Here is a 19249-nt window from a genome sequence, read left to right as displayed (position 1 = left end):
GCGCGTCACGGGGAGACCTCGGTCAGTCCCGGGCGAGCCGGGCCTGCGCCGCCCGCCATCGCCGAGTATCGCCGCGCGGTTCGTACCGGGTCAGCGACTGCGTACGGGTGAGCAGCCGCCGCATCCCGGCCAGATCGCCGACCAGTCCGTGCGCACGGGCCTGCACCAGCACATTGCCCAGCGCCGCCGCCTCCGTCGGTCCGGACACCACCGGCAGCCCGCAGGCGTCGGCGGTCAGCTGGCACAGCAGGGCGTTGCGGGTGCCCCCGCCCACGATGTGCACCACGTCGACCGAGTGGCCGGCCAGCCGCTGAGCGTCCTCGACGGCCTTGCGGTGGGCGAGGGCGAGCGAGTCCAGGATGCAGCGCGTGATCTCCGCACGGGTGGCCGGCACGGGCTGCCCCGAGTCCCGGCACGCCTCGGCGATCCGCTCCGGCATCCGCCCGGGCGCCAGGAACGCCGCGTCCCCGGCGTCCACCACCGACCGCAGCGCCGGCACTTTGCCGGCCTCGAGCAGCAGCGCGCCGAGATCCGGCGCACCCCAGGCCCGTACGCACTCCTGGAGCAGCCACAGGCCCATGATGTTGCGCAGATAGCGGACCGTGCCGTCCAGCCCCAGCTCGTTGGTGAAGTTGGCGGCCCGGCTCTCCTCCGTCAGCACCGGCGCGTCCAGCTCCAGACCGGCCAGCGACCAGGTGCCGGTGCAGATGTACGCGAACCGCTCACCGTCCGCCGGAACGGCGGCCACCGCGGACGCGGTGTCGTGCGAGCCGACCGCTGTCACCGGGACCGGCCCGGTCAGCCCGGTCTCCTCCAGCACCTCGGGCCGCAGCATCCCGGCCGCGTCGCCCGGCCGGCGCAGCGGCGCGAACAGCGACAGGTCGACACCGAGCCGATCCGCCACCCCGTACGCCCAGTCGCGGGTGCCCGGGTCGATCAGCTGGGTGGTCGAGGCGTTGGTCAGCTCCGTGCCCTGCCGGCCGGTGAGCCAGTACGTCAGCAGATCCGGAATCAGCAACAGGCGCTTGGCCGCCGCGAACTGGGCCGAGCCGCGGGCCGCCGTCAACTGGTACAGCGTGTTGAACGGCGCGTACTGCAGACCGGTCGCCGCGTACAGTTCCCCGGCCGGGAGCGTCGCCCACACCTTCTCCGCGATCCCGTCGGTACGCCGGTCGCGGTAGTGCACGGGGTTGCCGAGCAGCGCCCCGTCCGCGTCCAGCAGCCCGTAGTCCACGGCCCAGCTGTCGATACCGACGGAATCCACCGCGCCGGCCGCCTTCAGCCCGTCCAGGACACCGGCGTACAGCCCGAGGACGTCCCAGCGCAGCCCCTCCGGCACGCGCACCGGCCGGTTGGGGAAGCGGTGGGCCTCGGCCAGTTCAAGGCTGTCGGGGTCGACGCGGCCGACCATGACGCGCCCGCTGGACGCGCCGAGGTCGACCGCGGCGTACGACTTCACGGCGGTGCTCATCGCAGGAACGCGGCGGCGACGCCGGCGTCGACCGGGATGTGCAGGCCGGTGGTGTGGGTGAGGTCGCCGCCGGTCAGCGCGAACACGGCGTTGGCCACATGCTCGGGCAGCACCTCGCGCTTCAGCAGCGTCCGCTGGGCGTAGAACTCGCCCAGCTTCTCCTCCGGCACCCCGTACACGGCGGCACGCCTGGCGCCCCAGCCGCCCGCGAAGATTCCGGAACCGCGCACCACACCGTCCGGGTTGACCCCGTTGACACGGATGCCGTGCTCACCCAGCTCGGCTGCCAGCAGCCGTACCTGGTGGGCCTGGTCGGCCTTGGTCGCGGAGTAGGCGATGTTGTTGGGACCGGCGAAGACGGCGTTCTTCGACGCGATGTAGACGATGTCGCCGCCCAGTTCCTGCGCGGTCATCACCCGGGCCGCCTCGCGCGAGACGAGGAAGGAACCGCGGGCCATGATGTCGTGCTGGAGGTCCCAGTCCTTCGTGGTGGTCTCCAGCAGCGGCTTGGAGATCGAGACACCGGCGTTGTTGACGACCAGGTCCACCCCGCCGAAGGCGAGTACGGCGGCCTTGAAGGCGTCGGCGATCTGCTCCTCGGAGGTGACGTCGACGGTCACGGCGACGGCCTTGTCGGACCCGCCCAGCTCCTCGGCGACCTCGGCGGCGTTCTCCCCGTTCAGGTCGGCGACGACGACACACGCGCCCTCGGCCACCAGCCGCTGGGCGATGGCCTTGCCGATCCCGCTGCCGGCGCCGGTGACCAGCGCGACCCGGGTGGCGAGCGGCTTGGGCTTCGGCATCCGCTGGAGCTTGGCCTCCTCCAGCGCCCAGTACTCGATGCGGAACTTCTCCGACTCCTCGATCGGCGCGTACGTGGAGACCGCCTCGGCCCCCCGCATCACGTTGATCGCGTTGATGTAGAACTCGCCGGCCACGCGCGCGGTCTGCTTGTCCTTGCCGAAGCTGAACATGCCCACGCCCGGCACCAGCACGATCGCCGGGTCGGCGCCGCGCATCGCGGGGGATTCGGGCTCGGCGTGCCGCGCGTAGTAGGCGGCGTACTCCTCGCGGTAGGCGGCGTGCAGTTCCTTCAGCCGGGCGACCGCCTCGTCGAACGGGGCGGACGGCGGCAGGTCCAGGACCAGCGGCCGGACCTTGGTGCGCAGGAAGTGGTCCGGGCAGGAGGTGCCCAGCGCGGCCAGCCGCGGGTGCTCGGCGCGGGCCAGGAAGTCCAGTACGGCGTCGGAGTCGTCGAAGTGCCCGACCTGCGGCCGGTCCTGCGAGGCGACGGCCCGCACATACGGTGCCAGGGCCGCGGCCCGCTCCCGCCGCTCCGCCCCGGACAGTGCCCCGTACCCCTCGAGCACCGGTCCGAAGGGCTCGGGCCGGCCGCGCTCGGCGAGGAACTCCTCGGCGGTGCGGATGATGTGCAGCGAGTTCCGCTCGCACTCCTCGGAGCTGTCACCCCAGGCGGTGACGCCGTGCCCGCCGAGCACACAGCCGATGGCCTGCGGGTTGGCCGCCTTGACGGCCGCGATGTCCAGCCCGAGCTGGAAACCGGGCCGCCGCCACGGCACCCACACCACGGTGTCGCCGAAGCACTCGGCGGTCAGTTTCTCCCCGTCGGCCGCGCAGGCGAGCGCGATCCCGGAGTCGGGGTGGAGGTGGTCCACGTGGGCGGCGTCGACCAGCCCGTGCATCGCGGTGTCGATCGAGGGCGCCGCACCCCCCTTGCCGTGCAGACAGTAGTCGAACGCGGCGACCATCTCGTCCTCGCGCTCGACCCCGGGGTACACGTCGGTGAGCGCCCGCAGCCGGTCCAGCCGCAGCGCGGCCAGCCCCGCCTCGGTGAGCGTCCCGAGGTCGCCCCCGGAGCCCTTGACCCACATCAGCTCGACGTCACCCCCGGTGACGGGGTCGGTCTCGGCGCCCTTGGCGGAGGTGTTGCCACCGGCGTAGTTGGTGTTACGGGGATCGGCCCCGAGCCGGTGCGAACGAGCGAGGAGGGCAGCAGCTTCGGCGTTGGTTGCCATGAACTTCGGTTCCTTCTCAGGAGAGGGTGGGCAAAGAAGGGGGCGCGGGGAACTGCGCGATCAACCACAACGGACCCGCAGCCCGCGACGGACAAGAACCCGGCAGACGCTCACGCCCCCCAGCCGGCCTGGTCCCCACCAACCCGCTCGGCAACGATCTTCTCGCCCCACCCGGACGCCTTGTACGCCTTGAGCGGTTCGGGGTCCAGCCCCATCTCCCCCCGCACCTCACGAAGAAGCGGACGCACGTCCGTGTTGTACGCGTCCATCAGCACGGCGTTGGCCTCGAGCACATCCCCGGCCCGCTGGGCGTCGTCCAGCGCCGACCGGTCGACGAGCAGAGCCTTCGCCGTCGCTTCCTGGACGTTCATGACGGAACGGATGATCGCCGGGATCTTCGCCTCGATGTTGTGGCACTGATCCAGCATGAACGCCACCTCGGGCGTGAACCCGCCGCCGCGGATCACCTCGTACATGATCCGGAACAGCTGGAACGGGTCGGCCGCGCCGACCATCAGGTCGTCGTCCGCGTAGAATCGCGAGTTGAAGTCGAACGCGCCGAGCTTCCCCTCCCGCAGCAGGGTCGCCACGATGAACTCGATGTTGGTTCCCGGGGCGTGGTGACCGGTGTCGACGACGACCTGCGCCTTCGGCCCCAGCTTCAGGCAGTGCGCGTAGGCGGTGCCCCAGTCCGGGACGTCCGTCGTGTAGAACGCCGGCTCGAAGAACTTGTACTCCAGCAGCATCCGCTGGTCGTCCCCGAGCCGCTCGTACACCTCGGCGAGCGCTTCGGCGAGCCGGTCCTGGCGGGCCCGGATGTCGTCCTGCCCGGGGTAGTTCGTGCCGTCGGCGAACCACAGCTTCAGGTCCTTGGAGCCGGTCGCGTCCATGATGTCGACGCACTCCAGCAGATGGTCCACGGCCTTGCGGCGCACGGCCGCGTCGGGGGCGCAGACGCTGCCGAGCCGGTAGTCGTCGTCCTGGAAGGTGTTGGAGTTGATCGCCCCGAGCCGCACCCCGCGGTCCTCGGCGTGCTTGGCCAGTGCCGCGTAGTCCTCGACCCTGTCCCACGGGATGTGCAGTGCCACGGTCGGTGCCACACCGGTGAACGCGTGCACCTGGGCGGCGTCGTCCAGCTTCTCCTGAGGGGTGCGGGGGACGCCCTGCTGCGCGAACACCTTGAACCGGGTCCCCGAGTTCCCGTACGCCCAGGACGGCGTCTCCACGGCCTGTGTCTTGAGAGCGGCTTTCACCGCGGCGAGCTCGGTCACGTGAGGGCTCCTGTGACATCGGGTCGTAACGACCACTGAGTGAAACGATTCAAGACGGGAAGCTATGGGTCTCCCGGAGGGGTGTCAACCCCTCCGGCGAAGACGGTCCTCCGTTATGGCGAAGGCGGTCCTACGTAATCGGGCAGAGACCTGAAGCTGTCGCAAGTTTTTCGACCGGGACCCATTGACGTGACATGCGTCTCGCGCCTAACGTCCCGGCAACCCAGTTGAAACCTTTCACGGCGTCGCGAGGGCCTCCCGCCGATGTCGTCGAGGAGCCCTCATGACCCACCCGTCCGACACGGGTCCGGCCCCGGTACTCGCGCTGAAGGGCATCTCCAAGTCCTTCGGCGCGGTCCGCGCACTGCGGGACGTCTCCCTGGAGCTGATCCCCGGGGAGGTGCACGCCCTCGCCGGTGAGAACGGAGCCGGCAAGTCCACTCTCATCAAGACGCTCGCCGGAGTGCACCGGCCGGACACCGGCCAGGTGCTGCTCGACGGCGCGCCGGTGGTCTTCCACGGCCCCGGCGACGCCCGCGACGCCGGTATCGCCGTCATCTACCAGGAGCCGACGCTCTTCCCCGACCTGTCGATCGCCGAGAACATCTTCATGGGCCGGCAGCCCCGGCGCGCGTTCGGCCGGATCGACCACCGGGCCACCCACGACGCGACCGCCGCCCTGATGAAGCGGCTCGGCGTCGAACTCGACCCGGACCGGCCGGCCCGCGGTCTGTCCATCGCCGACCAGCAGATCGTCGAGATCGCCAAGGCGCTCTCCTTCGACGCCCGCGTCCTGATCATGGACGAGCCCACCGCCGCCCTCACCGGCAGCGAGGTCGCCCGCCTCTTCGGCGTCGTGCGCACGCTGCGCGAACAGGGCGCCGCGGTGCTGTTCATCTCCCATCGGCTGGAGGAGATCTTCGAGATCTGCCGGCAGGTCACCACGCTGCGCGACGGCGCCTTGATCTCCAGCGAGCCGCTGGCCGGCATGACCGAGGACGACCTGGTCCGCCGTATGGTCGGCCGCGACCTCGAGGAGCTCTACCCCAAGCAGGACGTCACGCCGGGCGGGATCGCCCTGAGCGTGCGCCGGCTGACCCGCGAGGGCGTCTTCACCGACGTCTCCTTCGACGTACGGTGCGGTGAGATCGTCGGACTGGCCGGCCTCGTCGGTGCCGGGCGCACCGAAGTGGCCCGCGCGGTGTTCGGCGTCGACCGCTGGGACGCCGGCGAGGTCGAGGTCGGCGGACGAAGGCTCGTCAACGGCGCCCCGTCCACGGCCATGGCCGCCGGACTCGCCCTGGTCCCGGAGGACCGGCGCGCCCAGGGGCTGGTGATGGACATGTCCATCGAACGCAACATCGGCCTCACCGGACTCCGTACGACCGTGAGGGCCGGACTGATGGACCGCGGCGCCGAACGCGACCGCTCCCTCGACTGGGCCGTCAGACTCCAGGTCAAGTACGCCCGGATCGCCGACACGGTGAACACCCTGTCCGGCGGCAACCAGCAGAAGGTCGTCCTCGCCAAGTGGCTCGCCACCGGCCCCAAGGTGCTGATCGTGGACGAGCCCACGCGCGGTATCGACGTCGGCACCAAGGCCGAGGTGCACCGGCTGCTGTCGCAGCTCGCCGCCGACGGTGTCGCCGTCCTGATGATCTCCTCCGACCTGCCCGAGATCCTCGGCATGGCCGACCGCGTGCTGGTGATGCACGAGGGCCGGCTGACCGCCGAGATCCCCCGCACCGACGCCACCGAGGAAACCGTGATGGCCGCAGCCACGGGGAGGGCCGCCGCATGACGGTCGCCGCTCCCGAAGAAGCCCCCGTCGCCGAGGTGCCCGAGGCCGGCGCCACGCGGCTGGTGGACCGCGTCTTCAAGATGCGCGAACTCGCCATCCTGCTGGTCTTCCTGGTGATGATCGCCGTCACCCAGGCCGGCAACAGCGAGTTCCTGTCCGAACAGGGCATCAAGGACCTGCTGCTGAACGCGACCATCCTGGTCCTGGTCGCCACCGGCCAGTCCCTGGTCGTCATCACCCGCAACGTCGACCTGTCCGTCGGCTCCACCCTCGGCATCAGCGCCTTCGCCGCCGGAATCCACCTCCAGGACGGCGGGAACCCCGTCGTCGCCATCGCCCTCGCCGTGCTGCTCGGCATCGGCTTCGGCCTGCTCAACGGCCTCCTCGTCAGCCTGGGCCAGGTGCCCGCCCTGGTGGTCACCCTCGGCACGCTGTACATCATCCGGGGCATCGACTCCATCTGGGTCGGCTCCCGCCAGATCACCGCCGCCGATCTCCCCGGCGGATTCGTCGACTTCGGCTCGGGCGGCATCTCGGCGGTGCCGTATCCGGCGCTGATCGCGCTGGTGGTGCTGGTGGCGACCGCGTACTACCTCAAGCACTTCGGCAGCGGACGCGAGCTGTACGCGCTCGGCTCCAACCCGGAGGCCGCCCGGCTCGCCGGCATCCCCGTACGCAAGCGGATCCTCGCCGCGTACACCTTCTGCGGCGCCCTCGCCGGCCTGGCCGGCGCCCTGTACCTGGCCCGGTTCGGCAACGTCGACTCCGGCACCGGCACCGGCTACGAACTCACCGTCGTCAGCGCGGTCGTGGTCGGCGGCGTGGTCTTCACCGGCGGGTCCGGCAGCGTCTACGGCGCGGCCCTCGGCGCACTGCTGCTGACCTCCATCAACAGTGTGCTGCCCGCCCTCGGCGTCAGCTCCGTGTGGGTGCTCGCGATCAACGGCATCCTGCTCATCCTCGCCATCGCGGTCGACCGGATCGTCGCGCTGCGCGTGACCTCGGCCCTGAAGAAGAGGAACGCCCGCCATGCCTGAGTCCCTCACGCGCGCGGTCCGCTGGGACACGGTCGTCGGTGCCCTGCTCGTCGTGGTCCTGCTGCTGTCCTTCACCACCGTCGACGGCTTCGGCAACGCGCTCAACCTGTCGTTCCTCATCGGCAACACCCTGCCGATCGCGCTGATCGCCCTGCCCATGACGCTGCTCGTGGTCGCCGGCGAGATCGACCTGTCCGTGGCCTCCACGGCCGGCCTGTCCGGCGCGGTGATGGGCGCCCTGTGGAACCAGGGCATGACCATCGAGACGATCATCCCGATCTGTCTCGTCATCGGCGTCGTCTGCGGCCTGATCAACGGCCTGCTGGTGACCCGCCTCGGACTGCCGTCCCTCGCCGTCACCATCGGCACGCTCGCCGCCTACCGGGGTATCGCGCAGATCGTGCTCGGCTCCGACGCGGTGACCGACTTCCCCACCCAGTACCTGGACTTCGCCGCCGGACGCATCGGCGACACCTTTGTCCCGTACGCCCTCCTGCCGTTCCTGGTGCTGCTCGCCATCGCCGTCGTCGCCCTGCACGCGACCCCGTTCGGCCGGTCGCTGTTCGCGATCGGCGCGAGCGAGGAGGCGGCGCGGTTCGCCGGCATCCGCGTCAAGCGGCAGAAGCTGGTCCTGTTCACCCTGACGGGGCTCATGGCTTCCCTCACGGGAATCTTCTGGGCCCTGCACTACGCCAGTGCGCGCTACGACAACGCCACCGGCCTCGAACTCTCCGTCGTGGCGGCCGTGCTGCTGGGAGGTATCGACTTCGACGGCGGCAAGGGCACGCTCGGTGGCGCGATCGCCGGTGTCTTCCTGCTCGGTGCGCTGCAGAACGTGATGAGTCTGCAGGATGTCTCTGCGCAGTCGCAGATCGTCGTCACCGGTGTGCTGCTGGTGCTGTCCGTGCTCGGCCCCCGCGTCGCACGGCAGGTTGCCCTGGCAAGGGCAGGAAGGCTGACGTCGACGTCATAGGGCTGTTCGACAACCGCGGGCCGGTCGTGACTGATCGCGCCCACGCGGCGGAGCCGCACATCGATACAGCCCCGCGCCCCTTCGGGGGCGCTTCTCCTCACCTTCTTGAAAAGGAACCCATCATGCGCAAGGCAACCCTCCGTCGCACCTGTGCGGCCCTCGCCGCCGTCACCTCGCTCGCTCTCGCCGCCACCGCCTGTGGCGGTACCACCAAGGAGGACGTCAAGAAGGAGGGCGGCGGGGCCGCCGCCTCGGCAGGGAAGGCCGACCCGGACGCGGCCACCAAGAAGGGCCTGACCGTCGGCTTCCTGCCCAAGCAGGTCAACAACCCCTACTTCACCAGCGCCGACAAGGGCGGCGAGAAGGCCGTCGAGGAACTGGGCTCCACCTACAAGGAGGTCGGCCCCTCCAGCGCCACCGACACCGCCGGCCAGGTCTCCTACGTCAACACCCTGACCCAGCAGCAGGTCGACGCCATGGCCGTCTCCGCACAGGACCCGGGCGCCCTGTGCACCGCGCTCAAGCAGGCCATGAAGAACGGCATCAAGGTCGTCACCTACGACTCCGACACCACCGCCGACTGCCGCAACGCCTTCGTCTCCCAGGCCAGCGGCGAGGACCTGGGCCGCACCGAGGTGCGGCTGCTCGCCGAACAGATCGGCTACAAGGGCGAGATCGCGATCCTGTCCGCCGCGCAGACCGCGACCAACCAGAACGCCTGGATCGAGTTCATGAAGGACGAACTCGAAAACCCCAAGTACAAGGACATCAAGCTGGTCAAGGTCGCCTACGGCAACGACGACGCCCAGCAGTCCTTCCAGCAGACCCAGGGCCTGCTCCAGGAGTACCCGAACCTGAAGGGGATCATCTCCCCGACCACCGTCGGCATCAAGGCGGCCGCCCAGTACCTGTCCGGCTCCAAGTACAAGGGCAAGGTCAAGCTGACCGGCCTCGGCACCCCCAACGACATGCGCAAGTACGTCAAGAACGGCACCGTCGAGGCGTTCGAACTCTGGGACCCGGCGAAGCTCGGCGAGCTGGCCGCCCGTACCGCCATCGCCCTGTCCTCCGGCCAGATCACCGGCAAGGAGGGCGAGACCTTCAAGGCCGGCGGCATGGGCGAATACACCATCGGCAAGGACGGCGTGATCAACCTCGGCAAGCCCACCGTCTTCAACGCCGACAACATCGACCAGTTCGACTTCTAGTCCTCATCTCCCCCTGAAGGGGCGGTACTTCATGCAACGCGTCTGTTTCCTGCTCAAGGTCCGACAGGACCGGATCGCCGAGTACCGCGAACGTCATGCCGCCGTGTGGCCCGAGATGCGCGAGGCGCTCTCGGCCACCGGCTGGCACAACTACTCCCTCTTCCTGCGCGACGACGGCCTGCTCGTCGGCTATCTGGAGACCGAGGACTTCGAGGCAGCCAGGTCCGGTATGGAGGCCACCGAGGTCAACACCCGCTGGCAGGCGGAGATGTCCCCCTTGTTCGAGTCCCTCGACGGATCCCGGCCGGACGAGGCGATGAAACCGCTGACCGAGGTCTTCCACCTCGCCTGACGACGGAGCCCGCGATGAGACGACGCACTCTCCTGGCCGGAGCACTCCTCGGCACCGCGGCGGCGCCCGCCCTCGCCGCCGGCACCGCCCGGGCCGCCGCCCCCGGCCCGTCGGTCACCCGCACCGGCACCACCACGCTCGACAGCCGGGCGATCTACTTCGTGTCGTACGACGGCCTGGTCAACAACAACGCGTTCCAGAAGAACGGCCTCCTCACCCACAAGGGCCACCAGTACGCCGCCTGGTACACCGCCGACCGGGGCGCGGTCGTCGCCCGCCGCGCCCTCGGCGCGAGCACCTGGCAGACCGTGCGGGTCGGCCACAGCCTGCGATACGACGACTCCCACAACGTCATCTCCATGGGCGTGTCGGGGACCGACGGCCGGCTGCACCTCAACATGGACTCCCACAGCGACGGCTTCACCTACATCAAGTCCGTCGCCGGACTCCTGGACGACCCCACCGGTCTGAGCTGGACCGCGAGCCGGTTCGGCGCCCCGCAGTCCACCCTCGACGGGCTCGCCCTCACCTCACAGTTCACCTACCCCCAGTTCGTCGCCACCCCCGAGGGCCGGCTCCAGCTCAGCTACCGGGCCGGCGTCTCCGGCAACGGCCGAGGCGCCCTCGCCGAGTACGACGGCAGCCGCTGGACCGCGCTGGGGGAGTGGAGCGCCTCCACCGGCACCTACAGCAGCGAGCACGGCTCCTCCACCGCCCGCAACATGTACCTGCACGGCATCGACTACGACCGCGGCGGCCGGCTGCACTCCTTCTTCACCTGGCGCGAGCAGAACGGCGCCGTGATGTGCAGCGGCGGCGGCATCACCAACCACGACACCGGCTACGTCTACTCCGACGACCGCGGCCGCACCTGGCGCAACGCCGCCGGCACCGTCGTCGGCAGGACCGGCACCTCGGACCGGGTCTCCGTCACCGACGCCGGACTGGTCGTCGACCCGCTGGACCCGGACCACTCCCTGATGAACCAGGAGAGCCAGTCCACCGACTCCGCCGGCCGCCCGCACGCGATCATCTCCTACGTGCCCGGCCGCTTCGGCCAGTGCACCACCGACTACGTCGCCGACCGCACCGCGAACGGCCGCGCCTTCCACCTCCGCACAACCGCCGCCGGCGGCTGGCGGAAGACCGAGATCCCCGTCCCGCTGAACTCGAGCCAGCGCACCAGACTGTTCCTGGACCGCTACGACAACGCCTACGCCGTGTTCCCCTACGGCCGTATCGCCGCCGCCTCCGCGGCCTCCGGGCACGCCGACTGGAGACCGCTGTACGACGGCGCCGGCCTGAACGCCTTCGGCGAGGTCGTCATCGACGAGACCCGCGTCGCCCAGGACGGGGTGCTGTCCGTCATGTATCAGGAGAAGTCCACCGGTACGACACCCTCACCCCTGCACGTCGCCGACTTCCGTCTGCCCGCCTGACCGTGTCCGCCCGGGGGCGGCCCGTGCCGGTAGTGTGAAGGCCCGCCGCGCCGCCCCCTCTCCCTGGAGGTCCCTGCCCGATGGCCCAGTCGGTGGGTATCAAGGACGTCGCCCGCGTCGCCGGAGTATCCGTCGGCACGGTCTCCAACGTGATCAACCGCCCGGAAACGGTCGCCGCCGAGACCCGGGCACGGGTGCTGTCCGCCATAGACCGGCTCGGCTACGTCCGCAGCGAGTCCGCCCGCCAGCTGCGCGCCGGCCGCAGCCGCATCATGGGCCTGCTCGTCCTCGACATGGGCAACCCCTTCTTCGTCGACGTCGCCCGTGGCGCCGAACGCGCCGCCCGGCAGGCCGGGCTCGGCGTCATGGTCTGCAACAGCGCCCAGAACCCGGGCGAGGAGGCCGAGTACCTCTCCCTCTTCGCCGAACAGCGGGTCCGGGGCGTCCTGCTCACCCCGGCCGACGCCACCGGCCGCAACATCGAGGCGTTCCGCCGGCACGGCATCCCCTTCGTCCTGGTCGACCGGGTCGCCGAGGGCACCACCGAGTGCTCCGTCTCCGTGGACGACGTCGCGGGCGGCGCGCTGGCCGTGCGGCATCTCGTCGACGCCGGACACCGCTCCATCGCGTACGTCAGCGGCCCGCCCGGACTGAACCAGGTCCGCGACCGCCGCACCGGCGCCCTGAACGCCCTCGCCGAGGCCGGACTCGGCCCCGACAGGCTGCGCGAACTGCCCACCGAACGCCTCGACGTCGCCGCCGGACGCGACGCGGGCGCCCGCCTCCTCGGCCTCGCCGACCGGCCCACCGCCGTGTTCTGCGCCAACGACCTGCTCGCCCTCGGCGTGCTCCAGGCGCTGTACGCGGCCGGCGTCGGCGTCCCCGACGACCTCGCGATCGTCGGCTACGACGACATCGAGTTCGCGGCCGCCGCCGCCGTACCGCTCACCTCCGTACGTCAGCCGGCGGTCACCATGGGCGCCCTGGCGGCGGAGCTGCTGCTGGAGGAGACCGAGAGCGAGGGCGCGGGCACACCGCACAAGCACCGCAGGGTCGTACTGCGCCCGGAACTGGTGGTCCGGCGCTCCAGCCTCTCGGCCCGCTGACGGGCGGTCAGCAAGAATTCCATGATCCCGGGCTCGTTGGCCGGAGGAACATGTGCTGAACTGGGTCACGGTCCGACAATCCGTTCGTCCCGGGAGCCCCGTTGACCGTCAGCTACCGCCAGCCCGGCGTGGTCCTCACCGACCGCCGGTTCACCGTGCCCCTCGATCACGACAACCCCTCCGGGGAGACGATCGAGCTGTACGCGCGTGAGGCCGTCGCGAGTGACAAGGCCGGCCAGGATCTGCCCTGGCTGCTCTACCTCCAGGGCGGACCCGGCTTCGGGGCGAACCGTTTCATCGGGAAGCAGGCCTGGCTCGGCCGGGCCCTGGAGGACTACCGCGTCCTGCTCCTGGACCAGCGCGGCACCGGTCACTCCACGCCCGTCAACCGGCAGACCCTCCCGCTGCGCGGCGGCCCCGCCGCACAGGCCGACCACCTCACCCGCTTCCGAGCCGACTCCATCGTGCGGGACTGCGAGGCCATCCGCCCCGAGGTGACCGGTGGCGCCCCCTGGACCGTCCTCGGCCAGAGCTTCGGCGGCTTCTGCGCCGTCGCCTATCTCTCCACCGCCCCCGAGGGCCTGGACACGGCCCTGATCACCGGCGGTCTGCCCTCCCTCGACGCCCACGCCGACGACGTCTACCGGGCCGCCTACCCGCGTATCGAACGCAAGGTCGCCGCGCACTACGCCCGCTACCCCCAGGACGTCGAACGCGCCCGTCGTGTCGCCGACCACCTCCTCACCCACGACGTCGTCCTCCCGAACGGGTACCGGTTCACCGTCGAGGCGTTCCAGTCCCTCGGCATCATGCTCGGCGGCGGCGAGGGCAGCCACCGGCTGCACCACCTCCTCGAGGACGCCTTCGTCCGGACCCCGGCCGGCCCCGAACTCTCCGACGCCTTCCAGGAACAGGCGCAGGGCCTGCTCTCGTACGCCGGACACCCGCTGTACGCGCTCGTCCACGAGGCGATCTACGGCCAGGACGCCCGCCCCACCGCCTGGTCGGCCGAGCGGGTGCGCGCGGAGTTCCCCCGGTTCGACGCCGCCAAGTCGCTCGCCGGCGACGAGCCGCTGCTGTTCACCGGCGAAACCATTCACCCCTGGATGTTCGACAACGACCCGGCGCTGCGCCCGCTGCGTGAGACGGCCGGACTGCTCGCCGCCCGCACCGACTGGACGCCCCTGTACGACCCCGCGCGCCTCGCCGTCAACGAGGTCCCGGTCGCGGCGGCCGTCTACCACGACGACATGTACGTCGACACCGCCCACGCGCTGACCACCGCCCGCACCATCCGGGGCCTGCGCACCTGGGTCACCGACGAGTTCGAACACGACGGCCTCCGGGCCGGCGGCCCCCGGGTGCTGGACCGGCTGCTCGCCCTGGTGCGCGACGAGGTCTGAGCCGGGCGGGGCGTTGTCGGTGGGGCGGGTTACTCTGCGGGCATGACCGAGCCGACGATCAGTCAACTCCAGCCCATGCCCGACGACTGGCAGCGCGCGCTGGCCGTGGTCGCCCACCCGGACGACCTCGAGTACGGCTGCTCGGCGGCCATCGCGTCCTGGACGGACGCCGGCCGCGAGGTCGTCTACGTCCTGGCGACCCGTGGCGAGGCGGGCATCGACACGCTGGAGCCGGCGAAGTGCGCGCCGCTCCGGGAGCGTGAACAGCGGGCCGGTGCCGCCGTGGTCGGTGTGTCGGAGGTCGACTTCCTCGACCACGCGGACGGGGTCGTCGAGTACGGACCCGCGCTGCGCCGCGACATCGCCGCCGCGATCCGCAGGCACCGGCCCGAGCTGGTGATCACGCTCAACCACCGGGACACCTGGGGCGGCACCTACTGGAACACCCCGGACCATGTGGCCGTCGGGCGGGCCGTGCTCGACGCGGCCGGGGACGCCGGCAACCGGTGGATCTTCCCCGAGCTGACCGAGCGCGGCCTCGAGCCCTGGAACGGCGTCCGCTGGGTGGCGGTCGCCGGTTCCACCCACGCCACGCACGCCGTGGACGCGACGGACGGTCTCGAGCGGGCGGTCGCCTCCCTGCTCGAACACCGCACCTATATCGAGGCGCTGACCGACGAGGACCCGGAGGCGTACGCGCGCGGGCTGCTGACCGGGTTCGCCCAGGAGACGGGGAAGCGGTTCGGGGACCGTCCCGCGGTCGCCTTCGAGCTGTTCCCCCGGTGACCCCCGCGGAAGGGGAGCTGCTGGCGGAGCGGTTCGAGGAACACCGGGGGCATCTCAAGGCGGTCGCCTACCGCATGCTCGGCTCCGTGACCGAGGCGGAGGACGCCGTCCAGGAGGCCTGGCTGCGGCTGGGCCGCACCGACACGGATGTCATCGACAACCTCGGCGGCTGGCTGACCACCGTGACCGGCCGGATCTGCCTGGACCTGCTGCGTACGCGCGCCGCGCGCCGTGAGCAGCCGATGGACGAGACCTTCGTCCCGGACCCGGTGATCAGGCCCCTGTCGCAGGTGGACCCGGAGCAGGAGGCGCTGCGGGCCGACTCGGTGGGTGTGGCGATGCTGGTGGTCCTGGAGACGCTGGAGCCGGACGAGCGGCTGGCGTTCGTGCTGCACGACATGTTCGCCGTGCCGTTCGACGACATCGCCCCGGTCGTGGAGCGCGGCCCGGCCGCGACCCGCCAGCTCGCCAGCCGGGCCCGCCGCCGGGTCCGCGACGCGACCCCGCCCTCCGATCCCGACCTCGGCCGCCAGAGGCAGGTCCTCGAAGCGTTCATGGCCGCGGCGCGCGCCGGAGACTTCGAGGCCCTGGTCGCGGTCCTCCACCCGGACGTGGTCCTCCGCGCGGACGCGGGCGCGGTGGTCCGCGGCGCGGCCGTCTCCAAGGTCCTCCGCGGTGCGAAGCCGGTGGCCGAGTCGGCGATGCTGTTCGCCCGTTTCACGGCGGCAGGCCAACTGGCTCTGCTGAACGACTCGATGGGCCTCCTGACCGTGGTCGACGGCCGCCTCGCCTCCACCCTGTCGATCACCATCACCGACAACCAGATCACCGCCATGTACATCCTCGCCGACCCCACCCGCCTGACCCACCTGACGCCCCACCCCTGACCCCCACCGGCCCTGGGTTCGGCGGACTCGACTGGCCGGCCGGGAAGGCCCACATCACGGGGGGGGCGACTCGATGCCGACGATCGGGCCGTTGGGGTAGGAGTCGCGCGCGGCTCCCGCACTCTCCATGTTCATCGGCTCGGCGACGACGGCCTCGTCCCGGCGAAGCGCTGGAGTTGCTGTGGGGCCGCTCGGCGGTGAACACCTGGAACTCCTGCCGGGGCGCGGTGCTGTCCTGGACCGGCTGGTGCGCGGAGCGCGGCTATGACGGACCAGCAGTCCCGGCCTGGGCGAAGCGGCTGCCGCCGCCGGACTCGGACACTCCGGCGCGCTCAAGGTCGGCGATCGACTGGCTGGTCGCTCGTCGGGACATCCACCTGCGGGAGAAGACGCTGTGGCGGATGCTCTACGAGATGTGCGCCCGCTCGGAGGAGGTCTTGGAGATCAACATCGAGGACTTGGACCTGGCCGGCCGGCGGTGCAGGCGAAGGGCGCCCAGCCCAAGGTCCGCCGCCGCGGCGGCGCCCGCGAGGACTACGTGCTGGAGACGGTCCACTGGGACGCCGGTACCGCCCGGCTGCTTCCCCGGCTGATCAGGGGCCGCACCCGTGGGCCCGTGTTCGTCACCCACCGCCGTCCCGGCCCCGGCAAGGTCGTCAGCCTGTGCGACGTCTGCCCGGACACCGGGCTCGCCCGCCTCTCCTACGGGCAGGCCCGCGCCCTGCTGGACGAGCACACCGCAGTGCGCGGGCAGGCCACGGGATGGGACCTGCACGAGTACCGCCATTCCGGCCTGACCCATCTCGGTGAGGCCGGGGCCAGCCTGCTGATGCTGATGGCGAAGTCACGGCACAAGAAGACGGAGAACGTCCACCGCTACTTCAACCCGTCCCCGGAGGCCATCGCCGAGGTCACCAGCCTGCTCGCGCCCGGCAACAGCAGGCGATGAAGTCCGCTCGGCTTGTCGCGGAGTCGAATTCGTTCGGGCGTCTGCGGCTCACCGGAGTGCGACCGTGACGCCGCGCCGTTCGAGGAGCCGCACGATGTCCTCGAAGTAGGAGAGCCCGTCCTCCGGATCCTCCACGACGTCCGCCAGCGCGCGGCGTGCGATCTCGGAGTCGTGCCAGGTCAAGGTGAAGGTCACTCCGAATCCACCGCCCAGGCAGTCCTTGAAGGCGTTCCACTCCCGGCCGAAGTAGCGGCCGGGTCCGAGCAGGGCCTCGGCGATCGCGCGGTGCAGCCCGGGGACGTCCGTGACGAACCGGCCGTCGAGGTGGTACTCGCCGCCGGAGTGGTCCGGCCGGGGCGCGGGCACCTGCCAGGCACGGGTGGTGAGGTCCAGCCACGCGGCCCTGCCCTGCTCATACGCGTCGTCGAGGCGTCCGCGGAGGGTTGTCGCCCCGGGCGGCGAGGGCTGCCCCCGGGGCGCCCTCGCCCCGCGCGGGGCAGGGGGCGGTTCGCCCGGTGAGTGGGCCGCCTGCCCGTGCCCGGTCAATCGACAGGTGCCTGCCGGCTGTGGTCCCTGACCGACTTCTCGATGGTGCGGGCACACGTGGTGAACATCTCGACCTGGTCAGGGGTCAGGTCGCGTACGGAGATCTGCTCCAGGGCGCGCCACATGTCGGCGATGGGCTCCCGCAGGGCGCGGCCGGCGTCGGTGAGGTGGACCACCATGACCCGCCGGTCGTGGGGAGCGGGTTCCCGGGTGAGCAGTCCGGCTTCCTGCATGCGGCGCAGTGACTTGGAGACGGTGGAGTGGTCGAGGCCGACACGCTCCAGGAGTTCCGCCTGGGTCCGGCCGTCGCGGTCGAAGAGCTGCATCAGCAGCAGCTCCTGTCCCGGGTGCAGGTTCATGGCGCGCAGCATGGCGGCGGCGTGGCCGCGGTGTGCGCGGGCGAGCTGGAAGATGGCGTAGCTCAGTCGCCCGTCGCGTGCCGCGTCCGGCAGCTCGGGTGAGGTGGTGTCGGACATCGCTGCTCCCTGGTGACGCGGTTGGACCGGTCGGTCAGTCGACGGTGAGGACGATCTTGCCGCGGTTGTGGCCGCCGTCGCTGGCCTGCTGCGCCTTGGCGGCTTCCGCCAGCGGGTGGGTGGCGCTGATCGTGGTCACCAGTGTGCCGTCGGCGGCCTGCCGGGCCAGTTCGGCCAGCCGTGCAGCGGAGCGGCGCTGCGGGCCCTCGGCGAAGACGACGCCGAGTTCACGGGCGCGGAAGTCGGCGGTGGTGACGATCCGGTCGGTGCCGCCGCGCAGGGTGATGGAGTTCTCCAGTGCGCCCTTGCCCGCGGCGTCGAAGACGGCGTCCACCCCGTCGGGGGCGAGCTCGCGGACCCGCTGGACCAGGTTGTCCCCGTAGACCAGCGCGGTCGCGCCGAGCGAGGTCACGTACTCCTGGTTGGCCGGTCCGGCGGTGCCGATGACGCGGGCGCCGCGTGCGACGGCGAGCTGGACGGCGATGGTGCCGAGCGCGCCGGACGCTCCGTGGATCAGCAGCGTCTCGCCCGAGGCGAGGCCGAGCAGGTCCAGCACGCGTTCGGCACCGTCGCTCGCCACGGGCAGGGCGGCGGCGTGTGTCCAGTCCAGGCCGGCCGGCTTGGGCGCGAGGACGGCCGCGGACGCCAGGGCGTACTGGGCGTAGGAGCCGGTGTCGGACCAGCCCAGGACCTCGTCGCCCACCTTCAGGTGGTCGACGTCCTCGCCGACGGCGTCGACCACACCGGCGATCTCCCCGCCGGGCACGGCGGGCAGCGTGGTGGGGAAGATCGCCTCCATGACACCGGAGCGGATCTTGCCGTCCACCGGGTTGACGCCGACAGCCCGTACCCGCACACGGACCTGGCCGGGGCCGGGCCGAGGGATGTCGATCTCCGCCTCGTGCAGGACCTCGGTGCCGCCGAACGCGTCGAAAACGATGGCCTTCATGGCTGCTGTCTCCTCAGGTGGATCGCCGCACCGGCCACGTCTGTGGCCAGCCACATAAAAGTGACACCGATTATGTGGCTAGCCAAGTAAATGCTTCGGGTGAGCTCCCGGAGGTCACCCGCACCCTGCGTGTGGCGCCGCGCCCGCCGTACCCGCGGTACCCGCCGTGCACGGGCCCCTCGCCCGCTGCCGGCCGCTCGCCGGCGACCGGGGCGCACCGGCGGTCCCGGCTCGGCGCAAAGCCCGACGCGAGTACGGGAACCGGCCCTGCGCGTCAGCGCCGACCGGACCACGGCTGTCCCGGCGCCGGGACTGTCGAACGGTGGCTCCGGCACGCGTTCGGTGGTGCCGGTGAATCGTGGTGCACGCTCCGTCACTTGGCTGCGAGGTGTCCCAGGCGCACGGACAGTGGATCGTGCGGCCCCCTCTTCCTTCTTCAGCACAGGGGGCCGCACGTGGTGCGGCGTCGAGTGGCGCCTGTGAGCATCCATGATGAGGGATCGCGTGCAATTGCAGAGCAGAAGTGCTGTTTTTCCCCTCAAAGGGATGAACCCCCGCG

At 71.2% G+C, this 19249-nt stretch carries 16 protein-coding genes and 1 pseudogene; 11 read left to right on the top strand and 6 right to left on the bottom strand.

Annotated elements, in window-relative coordinates:
• Positions 1–22: 22 nt before the first annotated feature.
• The 3 genes from ACGFR9_RS27060 to rhaI all read right to left on the bottom strand — a co-directional run bounded on the left by ACGFR9_RS27060 (position 23) and on the right by rhaI (position 4778).
• On the bottom strand, positions 23–1471 hold the full coding sequence (locus ACGFR9_RS27060; RefSeq protein WP_393213031.1) for a rhamnulokinase family protein: 1449 nt from the start codon (positions 1469–1471) through the stop codon (positions 23–25).
• On the bottom strand, positions 1468–3507 hold the full coding sequence (locus ACGFR9_RS27055; RefSeq protein WP_393213028.1) for a bifunctional aldolase/short-chain dehydrogenase: 2040 nt from the start codon (positions 3505–3507) through the stop codon (positions 1468–1470). Before ACGFR9_RS27055 ends, ACGFR9_RS27060 begins: the two co-directional genes overlap by 4 nt.
• Positions 3508–3617: 110 nt before the next feature.
• Positions 3618–4778: an L-rhamnose isomerase gene (gene rhaI / locus ACGFR9_RS27050; protein ID WP_393213025.1), complete on the bottom strand. Its 1161-nt coding sequence runs from the start codon at positions 4776–4778 to the stop codon at positions 3618–3620.
• Positions 4779–5061: 283 nt separating this feature from the next.
• On the opposite strand from rhaI, the gene ACGFR9_RS27045 reads away from it, so the two are divergent.
• The 11 genes and pseudogenes from ACGFR9_RS27045 to ACGFR9_RS26995 all read left to right on the top strand — a co-directional run.
• Positions 5062–6579: a sugar ABC transporter ATP-binding protein gene (locus ACGFR9_RS27045; protein WP_393213022.1), complete on the top strand. Its 1518-nt coding sequence runs from the start codon at positions 5062–5064 to the stop codon at positions 6577–6579.
• Complete coding sequence (locus ACGFR9_RS27040; RefSeq protein ID WP_393213019.1) at positions 6576–7616, top strand: ABC transporter permease; 1041 nt, start codon at positions 6576–6578, stop codon at positions 7614–7616. The genes ACGFR9_RS27045 and ACGFR9_RS27040 overlap by 4 nt, the downstream gene beginning before the upstream one ends.
• Entirely contained in the window at positions 7609–8589 is a 981-nt protein-coding gene (locus tag ACGFR9_RS27035) for an ABC transporter permease (protein ID WP_393213016.1), read from the top strand. The genes ACGFR9_RS27040 and ACGFR9_RS27035 overlap by 8 nt, the downstream gene beginning before the upstream one ends.
• A 122-nt stretch (positions 8590–8711) precedes the next feature.
• On the top strand, positions 8712–9797 hold the full coding sequence (rhaS, locus tag ACGFR9_RS27030) for a rhamnose ABC transporter substrate-binding protein (protein WP_393213013.1): 1086 nt from the start codon (positions 8712–8714) through the stop codon (positions 9795–9797).
• Positions 9798–9828: 31 nt separating this feature from the next.
• Complete coding sequence (locus ACGFR9_RS27025) at positions 9829–10149, top strand: L-rhamnose mutarotase (protein WP_393213010.1); 321 nt, start codon at positions 9829–9831, stop codon at positions 10147–10149.
• 14 nt (positions 10150–10163) lie between these two features.
• A complete protein-coding gene (locus ACGFR9_RS27020; protein WP_393213007.1) occupies positions 10164–11588 on the top strand; it encodes a BNR repeat-containing protein in 1425 nt (474 codons plus the stop codon).
• Between the two features lie 80 nt (positions 11589–11668).
• Positions 11669–12694 (top strand): LacI family DNA-binding transcriptional regulator, encoded by a 1026-nt coding sequence (locus ACGFR9_RS27015; protein ID WP_393213004.1) that lies wholly within the window; start codon positions 11669–11671, stop codon positions 12692–12694.
• A 101-nt stretch (positions 12695–12795) separates the two neighbouring features.
• Complete coding sequence (locus tag ACGFR9_RS27010; RefSeq protein WP_393213002.1) at positions 12796–14097, top strand: alpha/beta fold hydrolase; 1302 nt, start codon at positions 12796–12798, stop codon at positions 14095–14097.
• Positions 14098–14139: 42 nt separating this feature from the next.
• The gene (locus ACGFR9_RS27005) at positions 14140–14883 is read left to right on the top strand and encodes a PIG-L deacetylase family protein (protein WP_393212999.1); all 744 of its coding nucleotides are present in this window, start codon (positions 14140–14142) and stop codon (positions 14881–14883) included.
• The gene (gene sigJ / locus ACGFR9_RS27000; RefSeq protein WP_393212996.1) at positions 14880–15770 is read left to right on the top strand and encodes an RNA polymerase sigma factor SigJ; all 891 of its coding nucleotides are present in this window, start codon (positions 14880–14882) and stop codon (positions 15768–15770) included. Before ACGFR9_RS27005 ends, sigJ begins: the two co-directional genes overlap by 4 nt.
• Positions 15771–15931: 161 nt before the next feature.
• Positions 15932–16719, top strand: a pseudogene (locus tag ACGFR9_RS26995) (site-specific integrase); the annotation flags it as partial.
• Positions 16720–16767: 48 nt separating this feature from the next.
• Here the strand turns inward: ACGFR9_RS26995 and ACGFR9_RS26990 are convergent.
• Genes ACGFR9_RS26990 through ACGFR9_RS26980 form a run of 3 tightly spaced genes read right to left on the bottom strand, consistent with a single transcriptional unit; the run spans position 16768 to position 18690 of the window.
• Positions 16768–17265, bottom strand: coding sequence for a barstar family protein (locus ACGFR9_RS26990; protein WP_393212993.1), 498 nt, complete (start codon positions 17263–17265; stop codon positions 16768–16770).
• Complete coding sequence (locus ACGFR9_RS26985; protein ID WP_393212991.1) at positions 17262–17741, bottom strand: MarR family winged helix-turn-helix transcriptional regulator; 480 nt, start codon at positions 17739–17741, stop codon at positions 17262–17264. Before ACGFR9_RS26985 ends, ACGFR9_RS26990 begins: the two co-directional genes overlap by 4 nt.
• Before the next feature lie 34 nt (positions 17742–17775).
• Positions 17776–18690: an NADP-dependent oxidoreductase gene (locus tag ACGFR9_RS26980; protein WP_393212988.1), complete on the bottom strand. Its 915-nt coding sequence runs from the start codon at positions 18688–18690 to the stop codon at positions 17776–17778.
• Positions 18691–19249: the final 559 nt, after the last annotated feature.

This window comes from Streptomyces sp. NPDC048584 (assembly GCF_043199595.1).
Taxonomy (GTDB): Bacteria; Actinomycetota; Actinomycetes; order Streptomycetales; family Streptomycetaceae; genus Streptomyces; species Streptomyces edwardsiae.
The sequence above is the reverse complement of the archived record's forward strand: the minus strand, read 5'-3'. Positions and strand labels throughout refer to the sequence as shown.

Coding starts and splice junctions, on each gene's coding strand:
- ACGFR9_RS27005 (WP_393212999.1), top strand. CDS start 14,140: ATGACCGAGCCGACGATCAGTCAACTCCAGCCCATGCCCGACGACTGG.
- ACGFR9_RS27060 (WP_393213031.1), bottom strand. CDS start 1,471: ATGAGCACCGCCGTGAAGTCGTACGCCGCGGTCGACCTCGGCGCGTCC.
- ACGFR9_RS26985 (WP_393212991.1), bottom strand. CDS start 17,741: ATGTCCGACACCACCTCACCCGAGCTGCCGGACGCGGCACGCGACGGG.
- ACGFR9_RS27025 (WP_393213010.1), top strand. CDS start 9,829: ATGCAACGCGTCTGTTTCCTGCTCAAGGTCCGACAGGACCGGATCGCC.
- ACGFR9_RS27020 (WP_393213007.1), top strand. CDS start 10,164: ATGAGACGACGCACTCTCCTGGCCGGAGCACTCCTCGGCACCGCGGCG.
- rhaS (WP_393213013.1), top strand. CDS start 8,712: ATGCGCAAGGCAACCCTCCGTCGCACCTGTGCGGCCCTCGCCGCCGTC.
- ACGFR9_RS27015 (WP_393213004.1), top strand. CDS start 11,669: ATGGCCCAGTCGGTGGGTATCAAGGACGTCGCCCGCGTCGCCGGAGTA.
- ACGFR9_RS27055 (WP_393213028.1), bottom strand. CDS start 3,507: ATGGCAACCAACGCCGAAGCTGCTGCCCTCCTCGCTCGTTCGCACCGG.
- ACGFR9_RS27035 (WP_393213016.1), top strand. CDS start 7,609: ATGCCTGAGTCCCTCACGCGCGCGGTCCGCTGGGACACGGTCGTCGGT.
- ACGFR9_RS27045 (WP_393213022.1), top strand. CDS start 5,062: ATGACCCACCCGTCCGACACGGGTCCGGCCCCGGTACTCGCGCTGAAG.
- ACGFR9_RS27040 (WP_393213019.1), top strand. CDS start 6,576: ATGACGGTCGCCGCTCCCGAAGAAGCCCCCGTCGCCGAGGTGCCCGAG.
- ACGFR9_RS26980 (WP_393212988.1), bottom strand. CDS start 18,690: ATGAAGGCCATCGTTTTCGACGCGTTCGGCGGCACCGAGGTCCTGCAC.